This window comes from Streptomyces sp. NPDC057543 (assembly GCF_042801895.1).
Classification (GTDB): domain Bacteria; phylum Actinomycetota; class Actinomycetes; order Streptomycetales; family Streptomycetaceae; genus Streptomyces.
Genome location: NZ_JBHVFF010000174.1, coordinates 1 through 18,284, shown reverse-complemented (window position 1 = coordinate 18,284; position 18,284 = coordinate 1). Strand labels below are relative to the sequence as shown.

General features: G+C 71.2%; 14 protein-coding genes and 1 tRNA gene. 7 read left to right on the top strand and 8 right to left on the bottom strand.

Translation table 11 applies throughout. The annotated features are described in order from the left end of the window. Positions 1 to 78: 78 nt before the first annotated feature. Positions 79 to 618 carry a PadR family transcriptional regulator gene (locus ACFU8Q_RS26120; RefSeq protein WP_384457990.1) on the top strand — a complete coding sequence of 180 codons (540 nt, stop codon included), beginning with the start codon at positions 79 to 81 and terminating at the stop codon, positions 616 to 618. 365 nt (positions 619 to 983) lie between these two features. Here ACFU8Q_RS26120 and ACFU8Q_RS26115 read toward each other — a convergent pair whose 3' ends face one another. Further along, positions 984 to 1,949 (bottom strand): DMT family transporter, encoded by a 966-nt coding sequence (locus ACFU8Q_RS26115; RefSeq protein WP_384457988.1) that lies wholly within the window; start codon positions 1,947 to 1,949, stop codon positions 984 to 986. Further along, positions 1,946 to 2,827 (bottom strand): phosphatase PAP2 family protein, encoded by an 882-nt coding sequence (locus ACFU8Q_RS26110; protein ID WP_384457986.1) that lies wholly within the window; start codon positions 2,825 to 2,827, stop codon positions 1,946 to 1,948. Before ACFU8Q_RS26110 ends, ACFU8Q_RS26115 begins: the two co-directional genes overlap by 4 nt. Before the next feature lie 162 nt (positions 2,828 to 2,989). Here ACFU8Q_RS26110 and ACFU8Q_RS26105 point away from each other — a divergent pair, with 162 nt between their 5' ends. From ACFU8Q_RS26105 to ACFU8Q_RS26095, 3 genes are all read left to right on the top strand, one after another. Beyond that, complete coding sequence (locus tag ACFU8Q_RS26105; protein WP_384457984.1) at positions 2,990 to 3,613, top strand: TetR/AcrR family transcriptional regulator; 624 nt, start codon at positions 2,990 to 2,992, stop codon at positions 3,611 to 3,613. Positions 3,614 to 3,912: 299 nt separating this feature from the next. Next, on the top strand, positions 3,913 to 4,926 hold the full coding sequence (locus tag ACFU8Q_RS26100) for an SPFH domain-containing protein (protein ID WP_384457982.1): 1,014 nt from the start codon (positions 3,913 to 3,915) through the stop codon (positions 4,924 to 4,926). Further along, positions 4,923 to 5,825 (top strand): hypothetical protein, encoded by a 903-nt coding sequence (locus ACFU8Q_RS26095; RefSeq protein WP_384457980.1) that lies wholly within the window; start codon positions 4,923 to 4,925, stop codon positions 5,823 to 5,825. The genes ACFU8Q_RS26100 and ACFU8Q_RS26095 overlap by 4 nt, the downstream gene beginning before the upstream one ends. Positions 5,826 to 5,938: 113 nt before the next feature. Here ACFU8Q_RS26095 and ACFU8Q_RS26090 read toward each other — a convergent pair whose 3' ends face one another. Further along, positions 5,939 to 6,268, bottom strand: a complete 330-nt coding sequence (locus tag ACFU8Q_RS26090; protein ID WP_384457978.1) for a hypothetical protein — start codon at positions 6,266 to 6,268, stop codon at positions 5,939 to 5,941. An 89-nt stretch (positions 6,269 to 6,357) separates the two neighbouring features. Continuing rightward, positions 6,358 to 7,485, bottom strand: a complete 1,128-nt coding sequence (locus tag ACFU8Q_RS26085; RefSeq protein WP_384457976.1) for a PP2C family protein-serine/threonine phosphatase — start codon at positions 7,483 to 7,485, stop codon at positions 6,358 to 6,360. A gap of 303 nt (positions 7,486 to 7,788) precedes the next feature. Here ACFU8Q_RS26085 and ACFU8Q_RS26080 point away from each other — a divergent pair, with 303 nt between their 5' ends. Next, complete coding sequence (locus ACFU8Q_RS26080; RefSeq protein ID WP_384457974.1) at positions 7,789 to 8,439, top strand: formylglycine-generating enzyme family protein; 651 nt, start codon at positions 7,789 to 7,791, stop codon at positions 8,437 to 8,439. A 214-nt stretch (positions 8,440 to 8,653) separates the two neighbouring features. Here ACFU8Q_RS26080 and ACFU8Q_RS26075 read toward each other — a convergent pair whose 3' ends face one another. Then, entirely contained in the window at positions 8,654 to 9,880 is a 1,227-nt protein-coding gene (locus ACFU8Q_RS26075; protein ID WP_384457992.1) for a cytochrome P450, read from the bottom strand. A 1,058-nt stretch (positions 9,881 to 10,938) separates the two neighbouring features. Here ACFU8Q_RS26075 and ACFU8Q_RS26070 point away from each other — a divergent pair. Continuing rightward, a complete protein-coding gene (locus ACFU8Q_RS26070) occupies positions 10,939 to 12,225 on the top strand; it encodes a vanadium-dependent haloperoxidase (RefSeq protein WP_384457972.1) in 1,287 nt (428 codons plus the stop codon). 435 nt (positions 12,226 to 12,660) lie between these two features. Here ACFU8Q_RS26070 and dacB read toward each other — a convergent pair whose 3' ends face one another. From dacB to ACFU8Q_RS26055, 3 genes are all read right to left on the bottom strand, one after another. Further along, complete coding sequence (gene dacB / locus ACFU8Q_RS26065; RefSeq protein ID WP_384457970.1) at positions 12,661 to 14,247, bottom strand: D-alanyl-D-alanine carboxypeptidase/D-alanyl-D-alanine-endopeptidase; 1,587 nt, start codon at positions 14,245 to 14,247, stop codon at positions 12,661 to 12,663. A gap of 524 nt (positions 14,248 to 14,771) precedes the next feature. Further along, a tRNA-Pro gene (locus ACFU8Q_RS26060) sits at positions 14,772 to 14,845 on the bottom strand. Positions 14,846 to 14,895: 50 nt separating this feature from the next. Further along, positions 14,896 to 17,529 (bottom strand): ATP-binding protein, encoded by a 2,634-nt coding sequence (locus ACFU8Q_RS26055; protein ID WP_384457968.1) that lies wholly within the window; start codon positions 17,527 to 17,529, stop codon positions 14,896 to 14,898. A gap of 108 nt (positions 17,530 to 17,637) precedes the next feature. On the opposite strand from ACFU8Q_RS26055, the gene ACFU8Q_RS26050 reads away from it, so the two are divergent. Beyond that, positions 17,638 to 18,243, top strand: a complete 606-nt coding sequence (locus ACFU8Q_RS26050) for a DUF309 domain-containing protein (RefSeq protein ID WP_384457966.1) — start codon at positions 17,638 to 17,640, stop codon at positions 18,241 to 18,243. Positions 18,244 to 18,284 lie beyond the last annotated feature (41 nt).

The following is an 18,284-nucleotide window of genomic DNA, read 5'->3' as shown; positions in this document are numbered from 1 at the left end:
CCCCCGGCCCGGGGGTCCACGGCCGGCCCGGCCCCTCCGGCATGGGGCCCCTGCCGGGCCGTCCCTAGGATGCACCCCATGTCACTGCCGTATGCGATCCTCACCGCCCTGCTCGAAAAGCCGTCGTCGGGGCTGGAGCTGACCCGTAGGTTCGACCGGTCGATCGGCTATTTCTGGTCCGCCACGCATCAGCAGATCTACCGCGAGCTGGGGAAGCTGGAGCAGGCCGGGCAGATCCGGGCACTGCCCTCGAAGCAGCCCGCCCGTGGGCAGAAGAAGGAGTATGAGGTGCTGCCCGCGGGCCGGGAGGCGCTGTCCGCATGGGTGGCCCGCTCGGAGGACCCCAAGCAGATCCGGGATCCGCTGCTGCTGCGCATGCGGGCGGCAGCGGTCGTCGGCGCGCCCGGGCTGAACGCGGAGCTGCGCCGGCACCTGGCGCTGCACCGTCGTCAGCTGGCGGAGTATCTGGAGATCGAGCAGCGGGACTTCCCTCCTGAGCGGAACTCCGGGGAGGACCGGCTGCGGCATCTGGTGCTGCGTGGCGGCATCGATCTGGAGAACTTCTGGATCGGCTGGCTGACGCGGGCACTGGCCGACGACGAGGCCGAGGCCGGGTAGCCGAACCCGCCGGGCTGTTGAGCGGAAGCAGCAGCGGGGTTGCCAGGAGGAGGATTTCGGCGGCTGCGATCGCAGTGCGGGGGCCGATGACCGCGGCGAGCAACCCCCTCAGGGCGGTCAGGGCCGCGATGGCAGCGGTGCGTCTGATCGACCGGGTGGCCAGGGTGCGGGCGACGCGGTCGGGGCGGTCCGACCGTGGTCGCGGTCCACGTCGTGGACCGCGACAGCGGATGTGCGGACCACCGGCTCGCCGATGTCATCGATGCGGCTCAAGTCTGCGAAACCGGCGGCGCTTCGTGACGCTTCGACCAAAATCGAGCGTCATGGCTTCGCGAAACGTCTACGGGCCGGGCGTCGCCGCCCCCTTACGGCCCGCCCACCGGGGTCCGGACCGATTCCGGGTGCAGCGTCGGCTGGTCGAACGGTCCCCGGCTCCCGATCACGGCCCGTGTCGGTGAACCGGTCCCTCGCTCGGGCTGGGCCACGGACCGGTCGATGGCGGCCGGGGCAGCCGCCTGTGCGCGGCTGAGCAGGATCACCCCGCGTACCGCCGCAGCCGTGCCCAGCAGCGCCAGGACCAGGCTGATCGTGCCGCCCTGGAGCCGTTCGCCGAGCAGGGCCAGGCCTATGGCCGCAGCGGCGACCGGATTGGCAAGGGTGACGACGGCCAGCGGCGCGCCCAGGCCGCCCCGGTAGGCGGTCTGGGCGAGCAGCAGCCCGCTCATCGCGAACGCGGAGACCAGGACCGCGACGATCACCACACGCCAGCTGAGCAGCGGGCCGGTGTGGTCGGTGACGGACACGGTGAGGGTCTGGGTGAGCGCGGAAGCGACACCGGAGGTGATGCCGGACGCCGCCGCGTGCCGCAGACCGGGGCGTGCTCCCGGGCGGCTGAGTCCGGCGACGACGGCCATGGTCCCGGCTCCGACGGCCAGCGCTTCGGGGAGGCTGAGCGTCTCGTGGGGGGCAGTGCCGCCCGCGGTCAGCAGCAGGGCACCGAGACCCAGCAGGGTGAGGATCGTGCCGCGCCATTCGATCCGGGTGACCCGGCGTCCTGCGGCCCTGGCTCCCAGTGGGACGGCGGCGACCAGGGTGAGGGCACCGAGCGGCTGGACGAGCGTGAGCGGGCCGTACCTGAGGGCCGCGACGTGCAGCAGCGCACCGCCCGCGTTCAGGCCGACCGACCACCACCAGGCGCCGCGCCCGAGCAGCCTCAGGAACCCTGCGCCGGGGTCGGTGCGCTCGGCGAGGCGGGCCTGCGCCACCGCGGCCGAGGCGTACGCGGCGGCGGAGACGAGGGACAGCGCGACGGCGATCGCAGTGGCGTTCATTGCCTGGTCCCGGACGAGGCGTACGAGGACGCGGGGTGGGCACGCGGTGCGGCGTAGGCGGTCGACGCGACGGGCTCGGCGGGCCGGGGTACAGCCGCCGGCGCTGGCGCACTCGCCGAGGACCGCCATGGAACGTGTGCGCGTACCGGCTCTGTGCGCCGGAGCGGCAACGCCGCGAACGCCAGGGCGAGGAGCGCGGAGACCACGATCGAGTCGAGCCAGTAGTGGTTGGCCGTGCCGACTATCACCAGCAGGGTGACGAGCGGGTGCAGCAGCCACAGCCAGCGCCACCGGGTGCGGGTGGCGACGATCAGCCCCACGGCGACCATCACCGCCCAGCCGAAGTGCAGCGAGGGCATCGCGGCGAACTGGTTCGCCATCGAGTCGGTCGCCGGCCTCGCTCCGTACACCGTCGGCCCGTACACCTGGCCCGTGTCGACGAGTCCGGCGGCGGTCAGCAGCCGCGGCGGGGCGAGCGGGAACAGCAGGTGGAGGACGAGCGCGGCACCGGTGAGCGCGGCGAGGACGCGGCGCGACCATACGTAGTGGCGCGGGCGGCGCCAGTACAGCCACACCAGGAAGAGCAGCGTGGCCGGGAAGTGCACGGTCGCGTAGTAGGTGTTCGCGAGGCGGATCAGCGTCTCGTTGTGCAGCAGCAGGCTCTGTACCGCGTCCTCGCCCGGCAGGTGCACGGACCGTTCGAAGTCCCAGACGTTTCCGGCGTTGCGGTATGCCTCCTCGACGTGACCGGTCGCGGCCTGCCGGCCGAGCTTGTAGATCACGAAGAGTCCCACGACGAGAAGTAGCTCGCGGACGAGGGGCGGTCGGGCAGAACTGTCCGGCTCCCGATCTGCGGGCTCGCTACCGGCGTACCTCATCCGGTGCCCCTTTGCTGACGAAACGGTGTTGCGGCGGCACGGTCCAGCCCATGCCATATCGATACGACAGTGTAGCGATACGCGAACGTATCGGTACACGTGCGTTTCGGTACACTGGCGTATCGATGGACCTCGTCGCAGAGTCGCTGAGAGGGAAAGCACATGTCGCCGCAGGAAACCGCGCAGGAACAGGCACATACGCCAAGCCGCTCGAAGATCACGCCTGAGCGGGCGCAGGAGCTGTACGCGGCCGTGCTCGACATCCTGAGAGAGTCCGGCTACGACGCACTGACCATGGAGGGGGTCGCCTCTCGAACGCGCTGCGGCAAGTCCACGCTCTACCGGCAGTGGGGATCGAAGCCCGAACTGGTCGTGGCCGCGCTGCACGGCACCCGGCGAGTGCTGCTGCCGAAGATCGACACCGGCACGCTGGCGGGGGATCTGCGCGAGGCGGCCCGGGCCATCGGCACGGCCGCGCGCCGCGACACTCCGCTGATGCACGCGCTCAGCCATGCCGCGCTGCAGAGCCCCGAGCTGCTGTGCGCGCTGCGCGAGGCGCTGATCGTGCCGGAGATCGCGGCGATCGATGCGATGGTCCGGCGCGGCGCGGAGCGCGGCGAGATTCCGGCGGGCACCCCTGCAGCGGAGTTCGTCTCCGCGCAGCTGCTGGGCGTCATGCGCGCCAGGCCGCTACTGGAAGGGACGTACGCGGACGAGGCCTATCTCACCCGCTTCGTGGAGAGCGCCGTCCTTCCCGCACTTGGGCTGGACGCGCCCGCGTCGTAGTCCCGAGAAACGTGGGTCGCCGTCCGAGCGGATGACGACGACCCGCTCGCGCCGCACCGTGGGGACGGGGGCGGCGTACCACCCGGGCGGCCGGTGACTCCTTCGGGAGCCACCGGCCGTCCGTGTTTCGTTGCCGTCCCGGCCTGGTGTGAGCGACGGCGGTCGAGGTCGGCAGTGGCGGGTGATGACGCGACGGGGCACCGAAGACGGGCGACGCACAAGCGATCATTCTCGTCCTCTTGACGATATTGAGCGACTCCCCTTATCGTCCTCATGACGAGAATGAGGGGGATCCCGGTATGGCCGACATCACCAGGCGCTTCGGCTGGCGCCATCTGCGCTCCGCACCCACCGCCCACATCCGCCACCACAAGCGTGGCCGGCTCGCCCACGACGGACCGGGACTGAGCTTCTGGTACCGGTCCCTGACTGCCGCGCTCTCCGAAGTGCCGGTCAACGACCGTGAGTTGGCGATGGCCTTCCACGCCCGCACCTCCGACTTCCAGGACGTCACCGTGCAGGCCACCGTGACGTACCGGATCAGCGACCCGGCCGAGGCCGCCGCCCGCCTCGACTTCTCCGTGGACCCGGACACCGGGGTCTGGCGCGGCGCGCCGCTGGAGCAGATCGCCACGCTGCTCACCGAGACAGCCCAGCAGCACACGCTGGACGTGCTGGCCCGGACGGCGCTGGCCGAGGCACTGGTCGACGGTGTCACATCGGTACGCCACCGGGTCGCGACGGGGCTCGCCGCCGAACCCCGGCTTCCCGCCACCGGTATCGACGTGGTCGCTGTGCGGATCGTCGCCGTCCGCCCCGAGGCCGAGGTGGAGCGGGCCCTGCGCACCCCCGCCCGTGAGCAGATCCAGCAGGAGGCCGACCGGGCCACCTACGAGCGCCGTGCCGTGGCCGTGGAGCGGGAACGGGTCATCGCCGAGAACGAGTTGGCCAGCCGAATCGAACTGGCGCGCCGCGAGGAGCAGTTGGTCGAGCAGCGGGGCACCAACACCCGCCGCGAGGCCGAGGAGAACGCGGCGGCCGACGGGGTACGCGCCGAGGCCGAGGCGGCCCGAAAGGTGCGGCTGGCACGCGCCGAGGCCGAAGCGGCACGCGAGGTCGGCGCCGCACGCGCGGAGGCCCAGGCGGCCTGGCTGCGGGTGCACGGCGACGTGGACGCCGCGACCCTGCACGCCCTGGCAGCGACCACCCTGGCCGAGAACCTGCCGCGCATCGACAGCCTCACCGTCTCCCCCGACGTCCTCACGGGCCTGCTCAGCAAGCTCGGCCGGGCCGCCCCGGAGCCCCGGGCATGAGCCTCGCCCCGCGCGCGGTCCTGGTCCACCGCGCCACGGAGTACGAGGAGTTGCTGGCCCGGCACGGCACCCACGGACAGGCCGCGTTCTTCCTCTCCAGCCGCGGCCGGTCCATCGACGAGGTGGCCCGGCGGCACCAGCACACCCGGCAGGCGCTCGCCGATGTCGCGGCGGCCGTACCGCTCCAGTGGCGGCAGTCCCGGGTGGAGCGCACCGATCTCGACCGTTTCCTGTTCGCGCCCGAGGACGTGGTGGTCGTCGTAGGACAGGACGGGCTGGTCGCCAACGCCGCCAAGTATCTGTCCGGCCAGCCCGTCGTCGGCATCGATACCGACCCCGGACGCAATCCGGGCGTACTCGTACGCCACCGGCCGTCCGACGCGGCCGCCCTGCTCCGGGTGGCCGCGTCCCCCGGCGGCCCGGCGGACGAACTCACCATGGTCGAGGCCGTCGCCGACGACACCCAGCGCCTCCTCGCCCTCAACGAGATCTATCTGGGCCCGCCCGGCCACCAGACCGCCCGCTACCGGCTCGGCCCCGACGCACCCGATGACGCACCCGCCGAACCGCAGGCCTCGTCCGGCGTCCTGGTCGGCACGGGCACCGGCGCCACGGGCTGGCTCCGCTCACTGTGGCAGGAACGCCACAGCACCCTGCGGCTCCCGGACCCCACCGACCCGCGACTGCTCTGGTTCGTCCGCGAGGCCTGGCCGTCGCCCACGACCGGCACCTCGCTGGTCGCGGGCGAACTACGGCACGGGCAAGGGCTGAAGCTCGCCGTCGAGTGCGACCGGTTGGTTGCCTTCGGCGATGGAATGGAGGCGGACGCACTGCAACTGACATGCGGCCAGACCGTACGGCTCGGCATCTCGGCGACCTCGCTGCGGCTCACCGCCTGACGGCCGAAGCGGAAGGCGAGGCAGTCGTGACGTCCACCGTGGGGTGAGCGCCATGGTGACGGCCACCGGCGACGGAGCGGGCGCGACCCGCGACCAGCCAACGGGACGCCCCCTCAGGGCGTGCCACTGCCCCGCCGATCACCACCCGTGCGCCGGCTCACCATCATCATGATGAGGCCGGTCAGCAGAAGCGCGCCGCCTGGCAGGGACCCCCACCCTCGGATGCCGGGATCGAGGATGTCGGGATCGTTGAGCACGAGCAAGAAGAACATCTGCCAGCACAGGGAGAAGGCACCCATCAACTGGCCCCAGCCGTACAGGCGCGGGCGGCGGACCGGTCGCCGGTTGCTGGGAATCACCCAGCCACGGGTGATCGCCGCTGTGCCGGAGGCGGCGATGAGCAACGCGAGCAGAACAAGAGGTATGACGACGTAGATCTTCATGGTCCCTCCCTGCGCACCGGACCCGCGCCGGACGCCCGCGTGATCATGACACCCACTGCGCTACGCGTCCACACGCTTCCCCGCAACCCTCACGCTCGGCCGGACTGGTCCCGATCGATCCGATGGCCGCCGCGCCGGGCGACGGCGAGAATGGCCATGTCGTCCTGATGGCCGTCGCCGGTCCAGCGTGCGACGTCCGCGGTCACCGCCCGGACCAGGTCGCCGGGTTCCATGGAGCGGGCACCGCTGAGCGTGGTGGACGCGCAGGGGTCGTAGAAGGTGCCCGTCCGGTTGCGCGCCTCGGTGACACCGTCGGTGATCAAGAGCAGCAGTGCGCCGGACGGCAGCCGGACGACATCGGTGAGTTCGTCGTGGTCCAGTGCCGCGAGCGCCCCCAGTCCCATGCCCAGAGGCAGCTGCGGGCGGGTGGCGTCGAGCCGTTCGATCACGCCGTCGTGGATCAGGTACGGGCCCGGGTGACCGCGGTTGACCAGACGCAGCAGCTCACCGTCGCCGGGCACTTCGGCCAGCACGGCTGTGGTGAAGTCCTCGCCGTACGTCGCGTTCCCGCACCGGCTCGACTCCCTGCTCAGCGCGTCGTCCAGGCGCTGGGCCAGCTCGACCAGAGTGGGGGCGTTCTCGGCCTCCTGCCGGAACGCGCCGATCGCGACCGAGACCGATGCGACTGCCTGGAGCCCCTTGCCCTTCACGTCCCCGATGATCATGCGCACACCGTAGGGCGTCTCCTGCACGGCGAAGAGGTCGCCGCCGATTCTGGCCTCGACCTGCGCGGCGGTGTATCCGGCGGCGACGGCCAGCGGCCCGGCCCGGGAAGGCGGGTCCGGGAGAACCGCCAGCTGCACCGCCTCAGCGATGACCCGCGCCCGGGCCAGGTCCCTCCCTTGACGCCGCAACAGCAGATTGACCCCAAGGGCCAGAACCCCGATGAGCCCGATCACGGCGACGTCGACGAGGCTCGCCGACGCGGAACGCCCCCGGAAGACATCCAGCGACAACGAGACCGCGCAGGCGAGGCTCGCTACGAGGGCGCAGGCCCGGAACGGCAGCATCGCCCCGGCGATCAGCGGCGCCGCGGCCAGCAGGGGCAGCCCCGTGTAAGGCTGCGGCGCGAGCAGGTTCAGCAGTACGCCCGCCACCAGGGCCGGCACAACGAGCAGCCAGCCCGCCCATGCCGCTCTGCGCCGGCTCTCCTTCACCTCTGCTCCCTGTCGCTCCTTCACCGGGCTCTCAGGCTTGAACGTATCACCCCAAATATCCCTATATGTCTGCCCAGAGTGTTCTGGGGCCGGTGCGATCGCTGCCGGTCTGCCGTTGGCGAGCACGGCCAGGCGCTGGTACGTCCCACGGGCATAATCGTCACCTGTCCGAAAGTCCGGCGGCATGGACCGACCGACCTCCAGCGGTACTGATGGGTCAGCAGCGTCGGCCTGGTGCGCCGGACCACATGAGGAGCTGCGATGAGCCCTGATTCCTTACTCCGAGACCTCAGTACCTTGGGCATGAAGAACATCCCTGCCGGGGAGATCGTCCTGCGGGACGAGGGCACGAGGACGAACTGGAAGGCTGAGGTCGGGGCCTTCCGGCTGGCGCCGTATCCCGTGACCCGTGAGCTGTATCGCGCCGTGCGGGGCGAGGCGCCCGTGGGCTCGGCGGGGCTGCGGACGCCGGTGACGGAGGTCTCCTGGAAGGACGCCGTTCAATTCTGCAATCTGCTTTCGCGGGCGACGGGACTCGAACCCTGCTACTCGGTCGGTGACGATGTCGACGGGCAGGACGTGGTCTGCGACTGGGCGGCCGACGGCTACCGCCTCCCGTCCGAGGCGGAGTGGGAGTACGCGTGCCGGGCCGGGACCTCCGGCGACCGCTACGGGGAGCTGGACGAGATCGCCTGGCACCGCGGGAACTCCGGCGGCGCGGTGCACGACGTCGCGACCAGGGCGCCGAACGCGTGGGGTCTCTACGACATGATCGGCAACGTGTGGGAGTGGTGCTGGGACGTCTACGATCCCGCGGTCTACGGCCCGTACCGCGTGTTCCGTGGCGGAGGCGGCTACGACCGCCCCCGAGGATGCCGGGCCTCGTGCCGCCGCAAGAGTCACCCGACCTTCCGCATCGACGACCTCGGATTCCGGCTCGCCCGATCGCGGTGAACGGGGGCACCGGCGCACGCACACCGCCGGCGCCGACGGTGTGCGCCGGGGGTCTGTCCGGCAGATCAGGGGCGGACAGGGCGCGGCGTCCGGTGCGGTGCATCGCAAGGCGCCGGAGCGTCTTGACAGCGGAGCTGTTCGGGCGTTTCGGCAACGCCGCCAGGTGCCGTGCCAGGCATCGCGACCCCGACCGTGATCCGCCGGACAGACCCTACTAATCCCGGGCGCCTGCGGTGAAGGTGACGGGCAGGTGTTCGGGGCCGCGCAGCCCGCCCGGCCGCCACCGCAGCTCCTCGGGCGGCACGGCCAGGGTGAGACGGGGCAGCCGGCGCAGGGCGGTGCCGATGGCGATCTGGCCCTCCAGCCGGGCCAGCGGCGCGCCCAGGCAGTAGTGGATGCCGTGCCCGAAGGCGAGGTGGGCGTTGTCCTGCCGGGTGATGTCGAGGCGGTCGGGCTCGGGAAAGTGTTCCGGGTCGCGGTCGGCGATGGCCGAGGCCACCAGCACGGTCGCGCCGCGCGGGATGTCCACCCCGGCAATCGTGACGTCCTCGCGCGCGAACCGGGCGATGCCGGGGTTGACCGGTCCGTCGTAGCGCAGGAACTCCTCGATCGCGCCCGGCAGCAGCGCCGGATCGTCGCGCAGCATCCGCAGCTGGTCGGGGTGGGCGAGCAGCGCGGCGATACCGCTGCCGATCAGGTTGACCGTGGTGATGTATCCCGCGACGAGCAGCAGGAAGGCCATGGCGATCAGCTCGTTCTCGTCCAGCCGCTGCTCCTCGTCCCGGGCGACGATCAGCGCGCCGAGCAGGTCGTCACCGGGGTGGGCCCGCTTGGTCTCCAGGAGTCCGGTCAGGTAGGCGCGCATGTGCTGCCACGCTCCGTCCACCCGGGCCCGGTCCGGTGGCTCGGCCCCTCGGAGGATCATGTCGTCGGTCCACCGCTGGAAGTCGTACCGGTCGGCCACGGGCACCCCGAGCAGTTCGCTGATCACGGTGACCGGGAGCGGCAGCGCGAAGCTCTCGACGAGGTCGGCACGACCAGCCGGCACGATCTCGTCGAGCAGTCGGTCGGCGATCTCCTGGACGCGGGGCCGCAGCTCCGCCACCCTGCGCGCGGTGAACGCCTTGGAGACCAGGCGGCGCAGGCGGGTGTGGTCGGGCGGGTCGGTACGCAGCATGTTGCGCAGCGCGGACTCCTGGTCGGCGGCCGGCAGCCGCTCGATGAGCCGGGGATCCGACGCATCGCGGACATCGCTGCTCAGCTGCGGGTGGGACAACGCCATGAGACCGTCTTCGTACCGCGTGACCACCCAGGCTTCCAGCCCTCCCGCGATGACGGCGCGCCTTACCGGGCCGTCATCGCGCAGTTGTCGGTAGAGCGGAAAGGGATCCGCCACGAAGGCCGGGTCGGCATAGGGCAGGAGGACCGGCTGCTGGCTCATCATGCCTCCCATGGGGCATCGCACCTCTTCGTACACGTTTGAGCTGTTAAGGGTGACATGTCCCAGCGTAGAGGGGTGGGGGCGCCATCGGAGGGACGACGGCCCGAACCCCACTCAGCGGGTCGTGGCCGGCGGTCCGTCGATCACCTTCCTGGCAGTCGTGAGCACTGTCGGCGGCCTTCGGCCCGTGCCGGCTGCATGAGCCTGGAAGTCGCCCGAACGCCGCCTCGCCGCAAAGGAATCCGCCGACCCCTGAACGAACTTGCCTTCACCGCCGCGACACAACTCCGTTGTCGCGCCGGACACCGGGTGTGCACCCGTATTCCTGCCCCATTGCAAGGAGTTGGGACGGCCGCTGAGTTTCCGCCGCGTCCGGGAGATGACGGCGAGAGCCGCTCGGACTGTCCGTCTGGATACCAAGCCCTGCAGGCGGGCACGCACGCCTCGATCGGGCCCCAGGAGATTGACTTGATCAAGACGGGTGGTGACCCGAAGGTGCCACGACACCCGCGACGCTTGCGGTCTATCACACAGGGTGAAGGGAGATCAGCGTGGACAGTGGCGGCGCTTCGACCTCGCCGCCGTACCAGTGCGAAAGGCGGGCTCGTCGGGCACCGACCAGCAACCGGCGCAGCCGACTGTAGGCAGATGACCACAGACCGGAGTTGCGGCGTGCTTCGGGAACCCGCAGGCTGTATCTGGCAAGCGGCCTTGATGACGCAAAGAGGTGATCAGGTTGCAGGGCCACTCGCGCCCGGTCAACCCCTCGAAACATGGGTGCGGGTGGCGCGTGCCGCCTCAAGGGCCGGTACGCCGGTGAGTCCAGTCGCGATACTCCAACGACCGCCCCAGCACGGGACTCAGGCAGACGGAACCGGCTTCATGTCCCGGTCGAACTCCGGAGCAGGCGCCCGGAGTACTTCTTTGCGGCACACGCTGCGGACTCCCCTCTCGCTCAGTGGTGCCCGTTGACCGTCTGGCCCGAAGTGGCCCACGTGGTCGAAACGTACGGCCACCGGTTGCCCCAGCCCACCACCCACCACAGGGAGCCACAGCATATGGACGGAAAGCACAAGATACTCGCTGCACTGACCGGAACTGCGCTGACAGCCGGACTCACCGGCCTGGCCCTCGGGCCCACCGACACCACACCTGCTCACTCCCCAACCCTGCGCGCCGCCGCCCAGCCCTCCGGGATGTCGGTCGTGGAGTGGAACCGTGAGCTCATCACCGTCCTGAGCGATCCGAAGGCCCAACCGCCCACCATCCACCCCACGCGCAGCTTCGCGCTCCTTCAGGCCGCCGAGTACGACGCGGTGGTATCGGTCACCCGGGCCGGCCCTGCCTACTTGTTCTCGGTGTCGGCGCCGCGAGGCGCCCGTGCGGACGCAGCAGCGGACCAAGCAGCCCACGATGTGCTGGTGGCCCTGTACCCGGCCAAGCGCGCAAGCGTGGACCGACGGCTGAGCAGCCAGTTGTCCGCGATTCCCAGCGACCCCGGTAAGCAGGCGGGCATTCGCGTGGGAGCCGAGGTCGCCCGCCGACTGATCAGCCTGCGATCCCATGACGGGTCCTCGACCAAGCCGCCGCCGTTCAGTCCCGGCAACGTGGCCGGCGGCTACCGGCCCGCACCGCCCGACTTCCCCGCACCGGTGTTCACCAACTGGGGCTCGGTCAAGCCGTTCGTGCTGGCCAAGGGAAGCCAGTTCCGCCCGGCGCCGCCGCCGGCCGTCAGCACCGCCGAGTACGCCACAGCCTTGAATGAGGTCAAGAGCCTGGGGAGCAAGACCAGTACCACCCGCACCCCCGATCAGACCGCAGCCGGGAAGTTCTGGGCGGCAGCGCCCGTCTGGAACGTCTGGAATCAGGTCGCACAGGACCTCGTCACCTCCCAGCACGCAAGCCTGGAGAAGGCGGTGAAGGTCTTCGCCCAGCTCAACCTGTCCCTCGCCGACACCGCGATCGCGATGTACGACGCCAAGTACGCCTACCGCGTATGGCGGCCCGTGACAGCCCTCCGGCTCGGTGGTACGCACTACAACCCGCGCATCGTCGGCGATCCCAACTGGACCCCCCTGCTGCCGACCGCCCCGGATCCGTCCTACCCCGCCGCCCACGGCGCTCTCAGCCAGGCGGCGGCAACGACGCTCACCAGGCTCTACGGTGCACAGCACCACCTCGTGGTGACGTCGAAGGGCGTCACCCGAACCTTCACCGGCTTCCAACGCGCCGCCACCGAAGCGTGGCTCAGCCGGATATGGTCCGGCCAGCACACCTCCATCGACAACCGGGCAGGCCAGCAACTCGGCACGCGGGTCGCCGATTTCGTGGCGCAACACATCTGACCGCCCGCACCCGTGCAGCGTCAACGCGCCGCATGGCTGTGGCCAAGAGCCAGCTGTACCCAGCCTAACGGGTACAGCTGGCCGAACATTGTCCTACGGCCACGCCAGACGTCGCGGGGCGGTTGAAGCACTGCCAGAAATACCGGGAGTCGAGCGAGGCTGGATGCGGCGGACGGAAGGATGAGGTGCCCCCGGAAGTCGGGCGGGCAATTTGGCAGGAAGGTCGAAGCAATCGCACTCATCGCGTCGCCACAGGTCAGACGGGGTGCCGCGGTCACCAGTCACTGAGAGGAGTCAACGACTGGTTCCGGTCGCACGCTCGACTCGATGGCGAATGAGCAGGTCAGCGACCCGTGAAACTGGTGGCGCGTCACCCCCCGGAGAGAGGCGCACCTCCACGCGACCTGCGGCGATTCGTCGAGTGCGGTGGCAGTACTAGCAGCGCCGGGGCTTGACCCAGGAGCACTCCAGGCCCGCGTCCTGTTCGGCGGCGCGCTCCGCGCGTGGCCGCACGAGCACGGCACGGTCCTCGTCGGACGAGGCGAGCGTCACCACGATCGCGTCCTCGACGCTCTTCACGGACGAGGCCAGGTAGTTGTTGAGGATGACGCTGTAGACGAGCTCGCGGCCGCCGGCGTCGGTGACGTATCCGGAGAGTGCGGACGCGCCGGTGAGCGATCCGGTCTTTCCGCGCGCGTTGCGGGCCGCGGGCGTGTCGCACATGCGGGAGCGCAAGGTCCCGCCGACGAACCGGTCCGGCTCGCAGGCCACGGGCAGCGACGCGTACCAGTCGTCGTACCAGGGCTCGTCCCGTACGGACAGCAGGAGTCCGGCCAATTGCCGGGCGGGGAAGGCGTTCATCCGCGACAGGCCGGATCCGTCGACCTGTCGCAGTGTCCCGGGGTCGACGCCCGCGCTCTTCAGATAGCCGGAGATGCCGTCGAGGCCCGCGCTCCAGGTGCCGTGCCCGGACTTCTCGTAGCCGATGGTCTTGGTCAGCACCTCGGCATGCATGTTGTTCGACAGCTTCATGAAGGGCACGAGGAGGTCCTTGAGCGGCATCGACCGGTGCGCGGCGAGTTGCTCGGCGCCCTTCGGCGTGGCCCGACCGAGACGGGTGCCGTCGTCGACGCGTACGCCGTGTGCGGTGAGCGCGTCCCGGAAGACCGCGGCCGCGTACCCGGTGGGCTCCCAGACGCTGATCCATTCCTTGGTGGGGGCGCCGCCCACGGGGATGTCGCCGCTGACGGTGATGGTGTTGCCGCCGTGCTCCCGCGCGACGGACAGGGTGTCGGTGCCGTCCCGCGCCACGGTGGTGGCCCGCAACTCCACATCGACGTAGTCGGTCTTCGGCGTGAGCGTCACCTTCGGCGTGTCTCCGGGCTTCGCGCCCGGCGCCGCCTCGACGACGACGGTGCCGGCGTCGTAGTCGGTGTCGGGGGCGACATTGAGCGGGGAGATCTGCGCGGAGTAGTACGCCGATTCGTCGTCGGCCGCCCAGGAGGTGCCGAGCCGCTCGCTGTCGAACCGGGTGTCGTCGGCGACGAGCCGCCCGGTGACCCGCTTGATTCCGGCCGCGGCGACGTCGGCGGCCAGCCGGTCGTAGTCTGCGGCGAGCGTGGTCGGGTCGCCGGTGCCGCGCAGATACAGATCCCCGTGCAGCACGGATCCGCTCCGCTTGCCGTCGGCGAGCGCGTCGGTGGTGAACCGGTAGTCGGGCCCGAGCAGCTCCAGGGCGGCGGCCGCGGTCGTCAGCTTGGTGTTGGAGGCGGGCGTCAGCCGCCCGGTCGGCTGCCGCTCGTACAGCACATCGCCGCTGGCGGCGTCGGCGATCACCACGCTCGCGGCGCCGCCTTCCATCCGGGCATCGCCCAGAATCGTCTCGATGGCTTCCGGCAGCCCGGACCGGTCGCCGTCCGCCCCGGCCGGGGAACTCCAGGTGAGCGTGGCGGTGAGCCCGATCAGGGCGGGCCAGATCCAGACACGCTGACGGGACACTACGTCTCTCAAGGGTCTCCTCATGCCACAGGAGCATCCCGGAGAACCACAGCGCGCAACAGACCGCCTCGCCGGTATCAGCGCCGAACACGGCGAAGGTGCTGCCACCAGCACCGCGAGGCCTTCGCCTCACATGGAAATTGTGGAGATGGCGGGAATCTCCACTGCGGTCCTGCGCGACGCGACCCACCCGGGACGACGTGGTCACCAAGCTCGGCTACGAACACCTGCGCCGCCACGACCACCGGCACACAGGACTCACCTGGTTCGCCGACATCGGCGTCCCCGCCCACGGCCTGCGCAAAATCGCCGGCCACGGCTCCCTCCTCACGACCAGCGCTACCTCCGCCCCGACATGGCCCAGATCACCGACGCCGGCCACGCCCTCACCGCACACCTCAACCCCATCCGCACACCCCTCACCCTCGCCGTCCAGCCGGCAGCAGGACGGCGCCGCTGGACCCCGTGGTCCCCAACTGGTCCCCGAGAAACACGGAAAGGCGGTACCGGATTTCTCCGATACCGCCTGCGACCTGTAAAAACACAAGTCGGGACGACAGGATTTGAACCTGCGACCCCTTGACCCCCAGTCAAGTGCGCTACCAAGCTGCGCCACGTCCCGATGCGATTCCTCCCGGTGTTCCCGGGTGGCCGCGCAGGACAAACATTACCTCACTCCGCGGCCCTGATCGACGCCCGTGCCTGGTGGGCGCGGTTTGCCAGGGATTCGGCGCCGCATGCGGTGGCCAGTTTGTGCGCCCTGGCGAGTTCACGCGGGGAGCGGACCGCGATGCCGTAGTCGACGAGGGCCAGGGCGTGTTCGTACGCGGACGGGGACGCCTCCAGATGACGGACCGACTCGGCGAGCAGATGCGTGGCTTCCTCGGAGCGGGCGAACAGGGAGACACAGCGCAGGGCCTCGCCGATCGCGGTGTCCGTACCGAAGCGTTCGGCATGTGCCCGGGCCGAGGCGGCGAGTTGGGCGGCGCGGTCCGGGTCCTCCTCGGCCAGGGCGCGGGCGAGGTCGCCCGCCCAGGGAGCCCATACTCCGTTGAACCTGCCGCGGGGTTCGAGGGCCCGACCGGCCGCTTCGAGTTCGGTGACCGCTTCCTTCGTACGGCCTTCGGCCAGCAGCAGCCGGCCGCGTACGCACGGGGCGTCGGGCAGCACCATCGCGCTGGGGTAGGGCGAGCCGAAGTCGTAGCGGTCGGCGATATGGCGGGCCTCGGTGACCCGGCCGCGGGCGACCAGGGTGTCGATGAGCAGGCAGGCCGCGTCCCAGTGGACGGGCAGTCCGCTGCCGACACGGTCGGCGAGCCGCAGTCCTTCGCGGAGGAAGCCCTCCGCCTCGGCGAGCCGGCCGCGACGGCGGTGGACCAGGCCGAGCAGGGTGTGCGCGAACGCCAGGTGCGCACCGCTCCAGCCGGAGATCTCGAAGGCACGGACGGCCTCGCCGAACAGTTCCTCGGCCCGGTCGAGCTGGTCGGTGAAGGCGTAGGTGATGCCGACGAGCGTCGGGAGTTCGAAGCCCCACTCCGTATCGGTCCAGCCGAGCCCGCGTGCGGGATGGCCGTCGACCAGGGCGCGTTCGCAGAGGTCGACGACGAGCTGGGAGTTCTCGCCGCGCATCATGGCGTCGAAGGCGCGAATGGTGAGCAGGGCTCGTTCGGCGTTGTCGCGGCCGGACAGATGGTCGGCGTTCCGGGCGAGCCGGTCGGAGCGGGCGGGTCCGTCGTCCTCGAACGCCTGCATGCCCTCCCAGAGGAAGTGGGCGGCCTGGAGCCGCATCAGGCCGGGGCCCGGGGCGGTGCGCGCGGCCTCCGCGGCGAGGGCACGCACCGCTTCCTTCAGCTGGTTGTTGTGGGAATGCGCGGCTGCGAGCCGGTAGGTGGCGTCGACGCGCTGGTCGTCGGAGAGCCCGGGCATGTCCAGGGCGGCGCGCAGATGCTGGACGGTGGTGGCGGGCGAGCTGAGGAGGGTGGCGCAGCCCAGTTCGTACAGCAGGGTGGCCGTGACGCGTTGGCTCGGGGGTTCTTCCAGGGCCCGTTCGAGGCAGCGGCGGGCGGCCTCCGGGGCACCGACCGCGAGGTGTTGTCTGGCTGCTTCGCGAAGTTGCCCGACCAGTTCCTGGTCGTTGTCCGGGTGCACTTCGAGGAGGTGGCGGGAGGCCGCCGCGGGGCCGAGGCCCGCGCGGGTGATCGCCCACGCCGCCCGGCCGTGGAAGGCGGTGCGGGTGGCCGACGGGATGGAGCGGTATACCGCGGTGGCGATCAGCGGGTGGACGAACTCCAGCGGGTCGAAGCCGGTGACGATACGGGCTTCGCGCAGCCGCGCCGTACAGTCGGCGGCCTCGGCGGGGCTCATTCCGGCAAGGGTGGCGGCGAGATCCTGCGAGATGTCCGTGCCGAGGACGGCGGCGGCCCAGGCGAACCGGGTGGCATTGGTGCCGAGCCGTTCGAGCCGGGCGACGAGGCCGCTGCCGCGGGCGGACGCGCCGAGTTCGCGCAGCAGCCCGGCCGACTCCTCCAGCGGCACCAGTTCGCGGTCCTGGACCTTGGCGACGAGTTCGACCGCCTCGTAGGGGTTGCCTCCGGTGACGGCCCACACCTCGCGGCAGAACGGGTCGTCGGCGTGTTCGCCGACGGCCGCGCGGACCAGTTCCGCGGTGGCGTCCGGGGTGAGGGCGCGCAGGGCCACCCGGACCTGGGAGGCGTTGGCGCCGCCCGATCCGCTCTCCTCCTGCCGCGCCGCCAGTTCCTCCGGCCGGTGGGCCTGGACGACCAGGACGGGCAGTTCGGCGAGGCGGGCGGTGAACGAGGCCAGCCAGGCGAGGGATTCGCCGTCCGCCCAGTGAGCGTCGTCGATGACGAGCAGCAGCGGGCGGTGGCTCAGCCGGGACGCGAGCCGGGAGACGACGAAGTCGAGGCCGTCCCGTACACCTTGCGGATCCGGCTGGGGACCGCTCGGTTCGGCGAGTCCGAGTGCGGGCGCGGCGATCTCGTACCAGGGCCCGAACAGGGTCCGCACCTCGTCGGGCGGGAACTGGTCGAGGGCGGGCTGCAGCAGCTGGCGTACGACGTGGAACGGTACGGATGTGACCGTTTCGCCGCCGCGTGCGGAGCAGACCGAGCAGCGGTCGGCGGCCATGGCCCGGATCTCGGCGAGCAGTGCCGTTTTGCCGATGCCCGCCTCGCCGCTGAAGACGAGCAGCCCGCCGACTGCCTGGGTGCCGCACAGGGCGGCCACGGCGTGTGCGGCAGCGGCGAGTTCCGGTTCGCGCTCGTACAGCGGCCGGGACGGCTTCATCCCTACCCTCCCCAAAGTGGTGCGGATGCCTGTCGACACTAGTCGCGCGCGGGGGTCCGCGGACAGTGGTTCGGGCAGTTCACCGCAGGTGCGGGGCACAATCGAGGGGTGGACGAGACTCGCAGGGATCGCGACGCGGAGGGCCGGGCGCGCAATGCGCGTCCCCGTGACGGGCTGGGACGCCCGCTGCCGTACGGGACACCGGGAGTGGAGCGGCAGCCGGAGGGGGTGGTCCGTACCCCCGAGGAGACCCTGCGGGAGGCGCAGCGACTACTGGACGCGGGGATGCCGTTCCACGCGCACGAGGTGTTCGAGGACGCGTGGAAGTCGGGGCCGGTGGCGGAACGGGAGTTGTGGCGGGGGCTTGCGCAGCTGGCTGTCGGGCTGACGCATGCGGCCCGGGGCAATGCGACGGGCGGGGCCCGGTTGTTGCGGCGGGGCGCGGCGGCGCTCACGGCGTTCGGTGCTACCCGGCCCCATGGGATCGGGGTCGACGGACTGATCGACTGGGCCGGGGAGCTGGCGGCCCGGGTGGAGGAGCCTCGCGGCGCAAGTGCGGCCGACGGAACGGTGGCACGCGGCGGGGGCGGAAGTTCAGCCCGCGGACCGGTGGCAGGCGACGGGGGCGGGAGCGCGGCCGAGGGACCGGCGCCCGGTGTCCGGCCCGTCGACGCGGCCGAGGAGGCGCCCTGTCTGCGGCCCGGGGACCGGTAGCCCACCGGCCCTGCCCGTCCGACGGACCGGTAGGGCCGGTC

Excerpts from the sequence above, each read along its gene's own strand:
- dacB (WP_384457970.1), bottom strand. The coding sequence starts at position 14,247 with ATGAGGAGACCCTTGAGAGACGTAGTGTCCCGTCAGCGTGTCTGGATC.
- ACFU8Q_RS26090 (WP_384457978.1), bottom strand. The coding sequence starts at position 6,268 with ATGAAGATCTACGTCGTCATACCTCTTGTTCTGCTCGCGTTGCTCATC.
- ACFU8Q_RS26100 (WP_384457982.1), top strand. The coding sequence starts at position 3,913 with ATGGCCGACATCACCAGGCGCTTCGGCTGGCGCCATCTGCGCTCCGCA.
- ACFU8Q_RS26080 (WP_384457974.1), top strand. The coding sequence starts at position 7,789 with ATGAAGAACATCCCTGCCGGGGAGATCGTCCTGCGGGACGAGGGCACG.
- ACFU8Q_RS26120 (WP_384457990.1), top strand. The coding sequence starts at position 79 with ATGTCACTGCCGTATGCGATCCTCACCGCCCTGCTCGAAAAGCCGTCG.
- ACFU8Q_RS26110 (WP_384457986.1), bottom strand. The coding sequence starts at position 2,827 with ATGAGGTACGCCGGTAGCGAGCCCGCAGATCGGGAGCCGGACAGTTCT.
- ACFU8Q_RS26095 (WP_384457980.1), top strand. The coding sequence starts at position 4,923 with ATGAGCCTCGCCCCGCGCGCGGTCCTGGTCCACCGCGCCACGGAGTAC.
- ACFU8Q_RS26105 (WP_384457984.1), top strand. The coding sequence starts at position 2,990 with ATGTCGCCGCAGGAAACCGCGCAGGAACAGGCACATACGCCAAGCCGC.
- ACFU8Q_RS26115 (WP_384457988.1), bottom strand. The coding sequence starts at position 1,949 with ATGAACGCCACTGCGATCGCCGTCGCGCTGTCCCTCGTCTCCGCCGCC.
- ACFU8Q_RS26075 (WP_384457992.1), bottom strand. The coding sequence starts at position 9,880 with ATGAGCCAGCAGCCGGTCCTCCTGCCCTATGCCGACCCGGCCTTCGTG.
- ACFU8Q_RS26070 (WP_384457972.1), top strand. The coding sequence starts at position 10,939 with ATGGACGGAAAGCACAAGATACTCGCTGCACTGACCGGAACTGCGCTG.
- ACFU8Q_RS26055 (WP_384457968.1), bottom strand. The coding sequence starts at position 17,529 with ATGAAGCCGTCCCGGCCGCTGTACGAGCGCGAACCGGAACTCGCCGCT.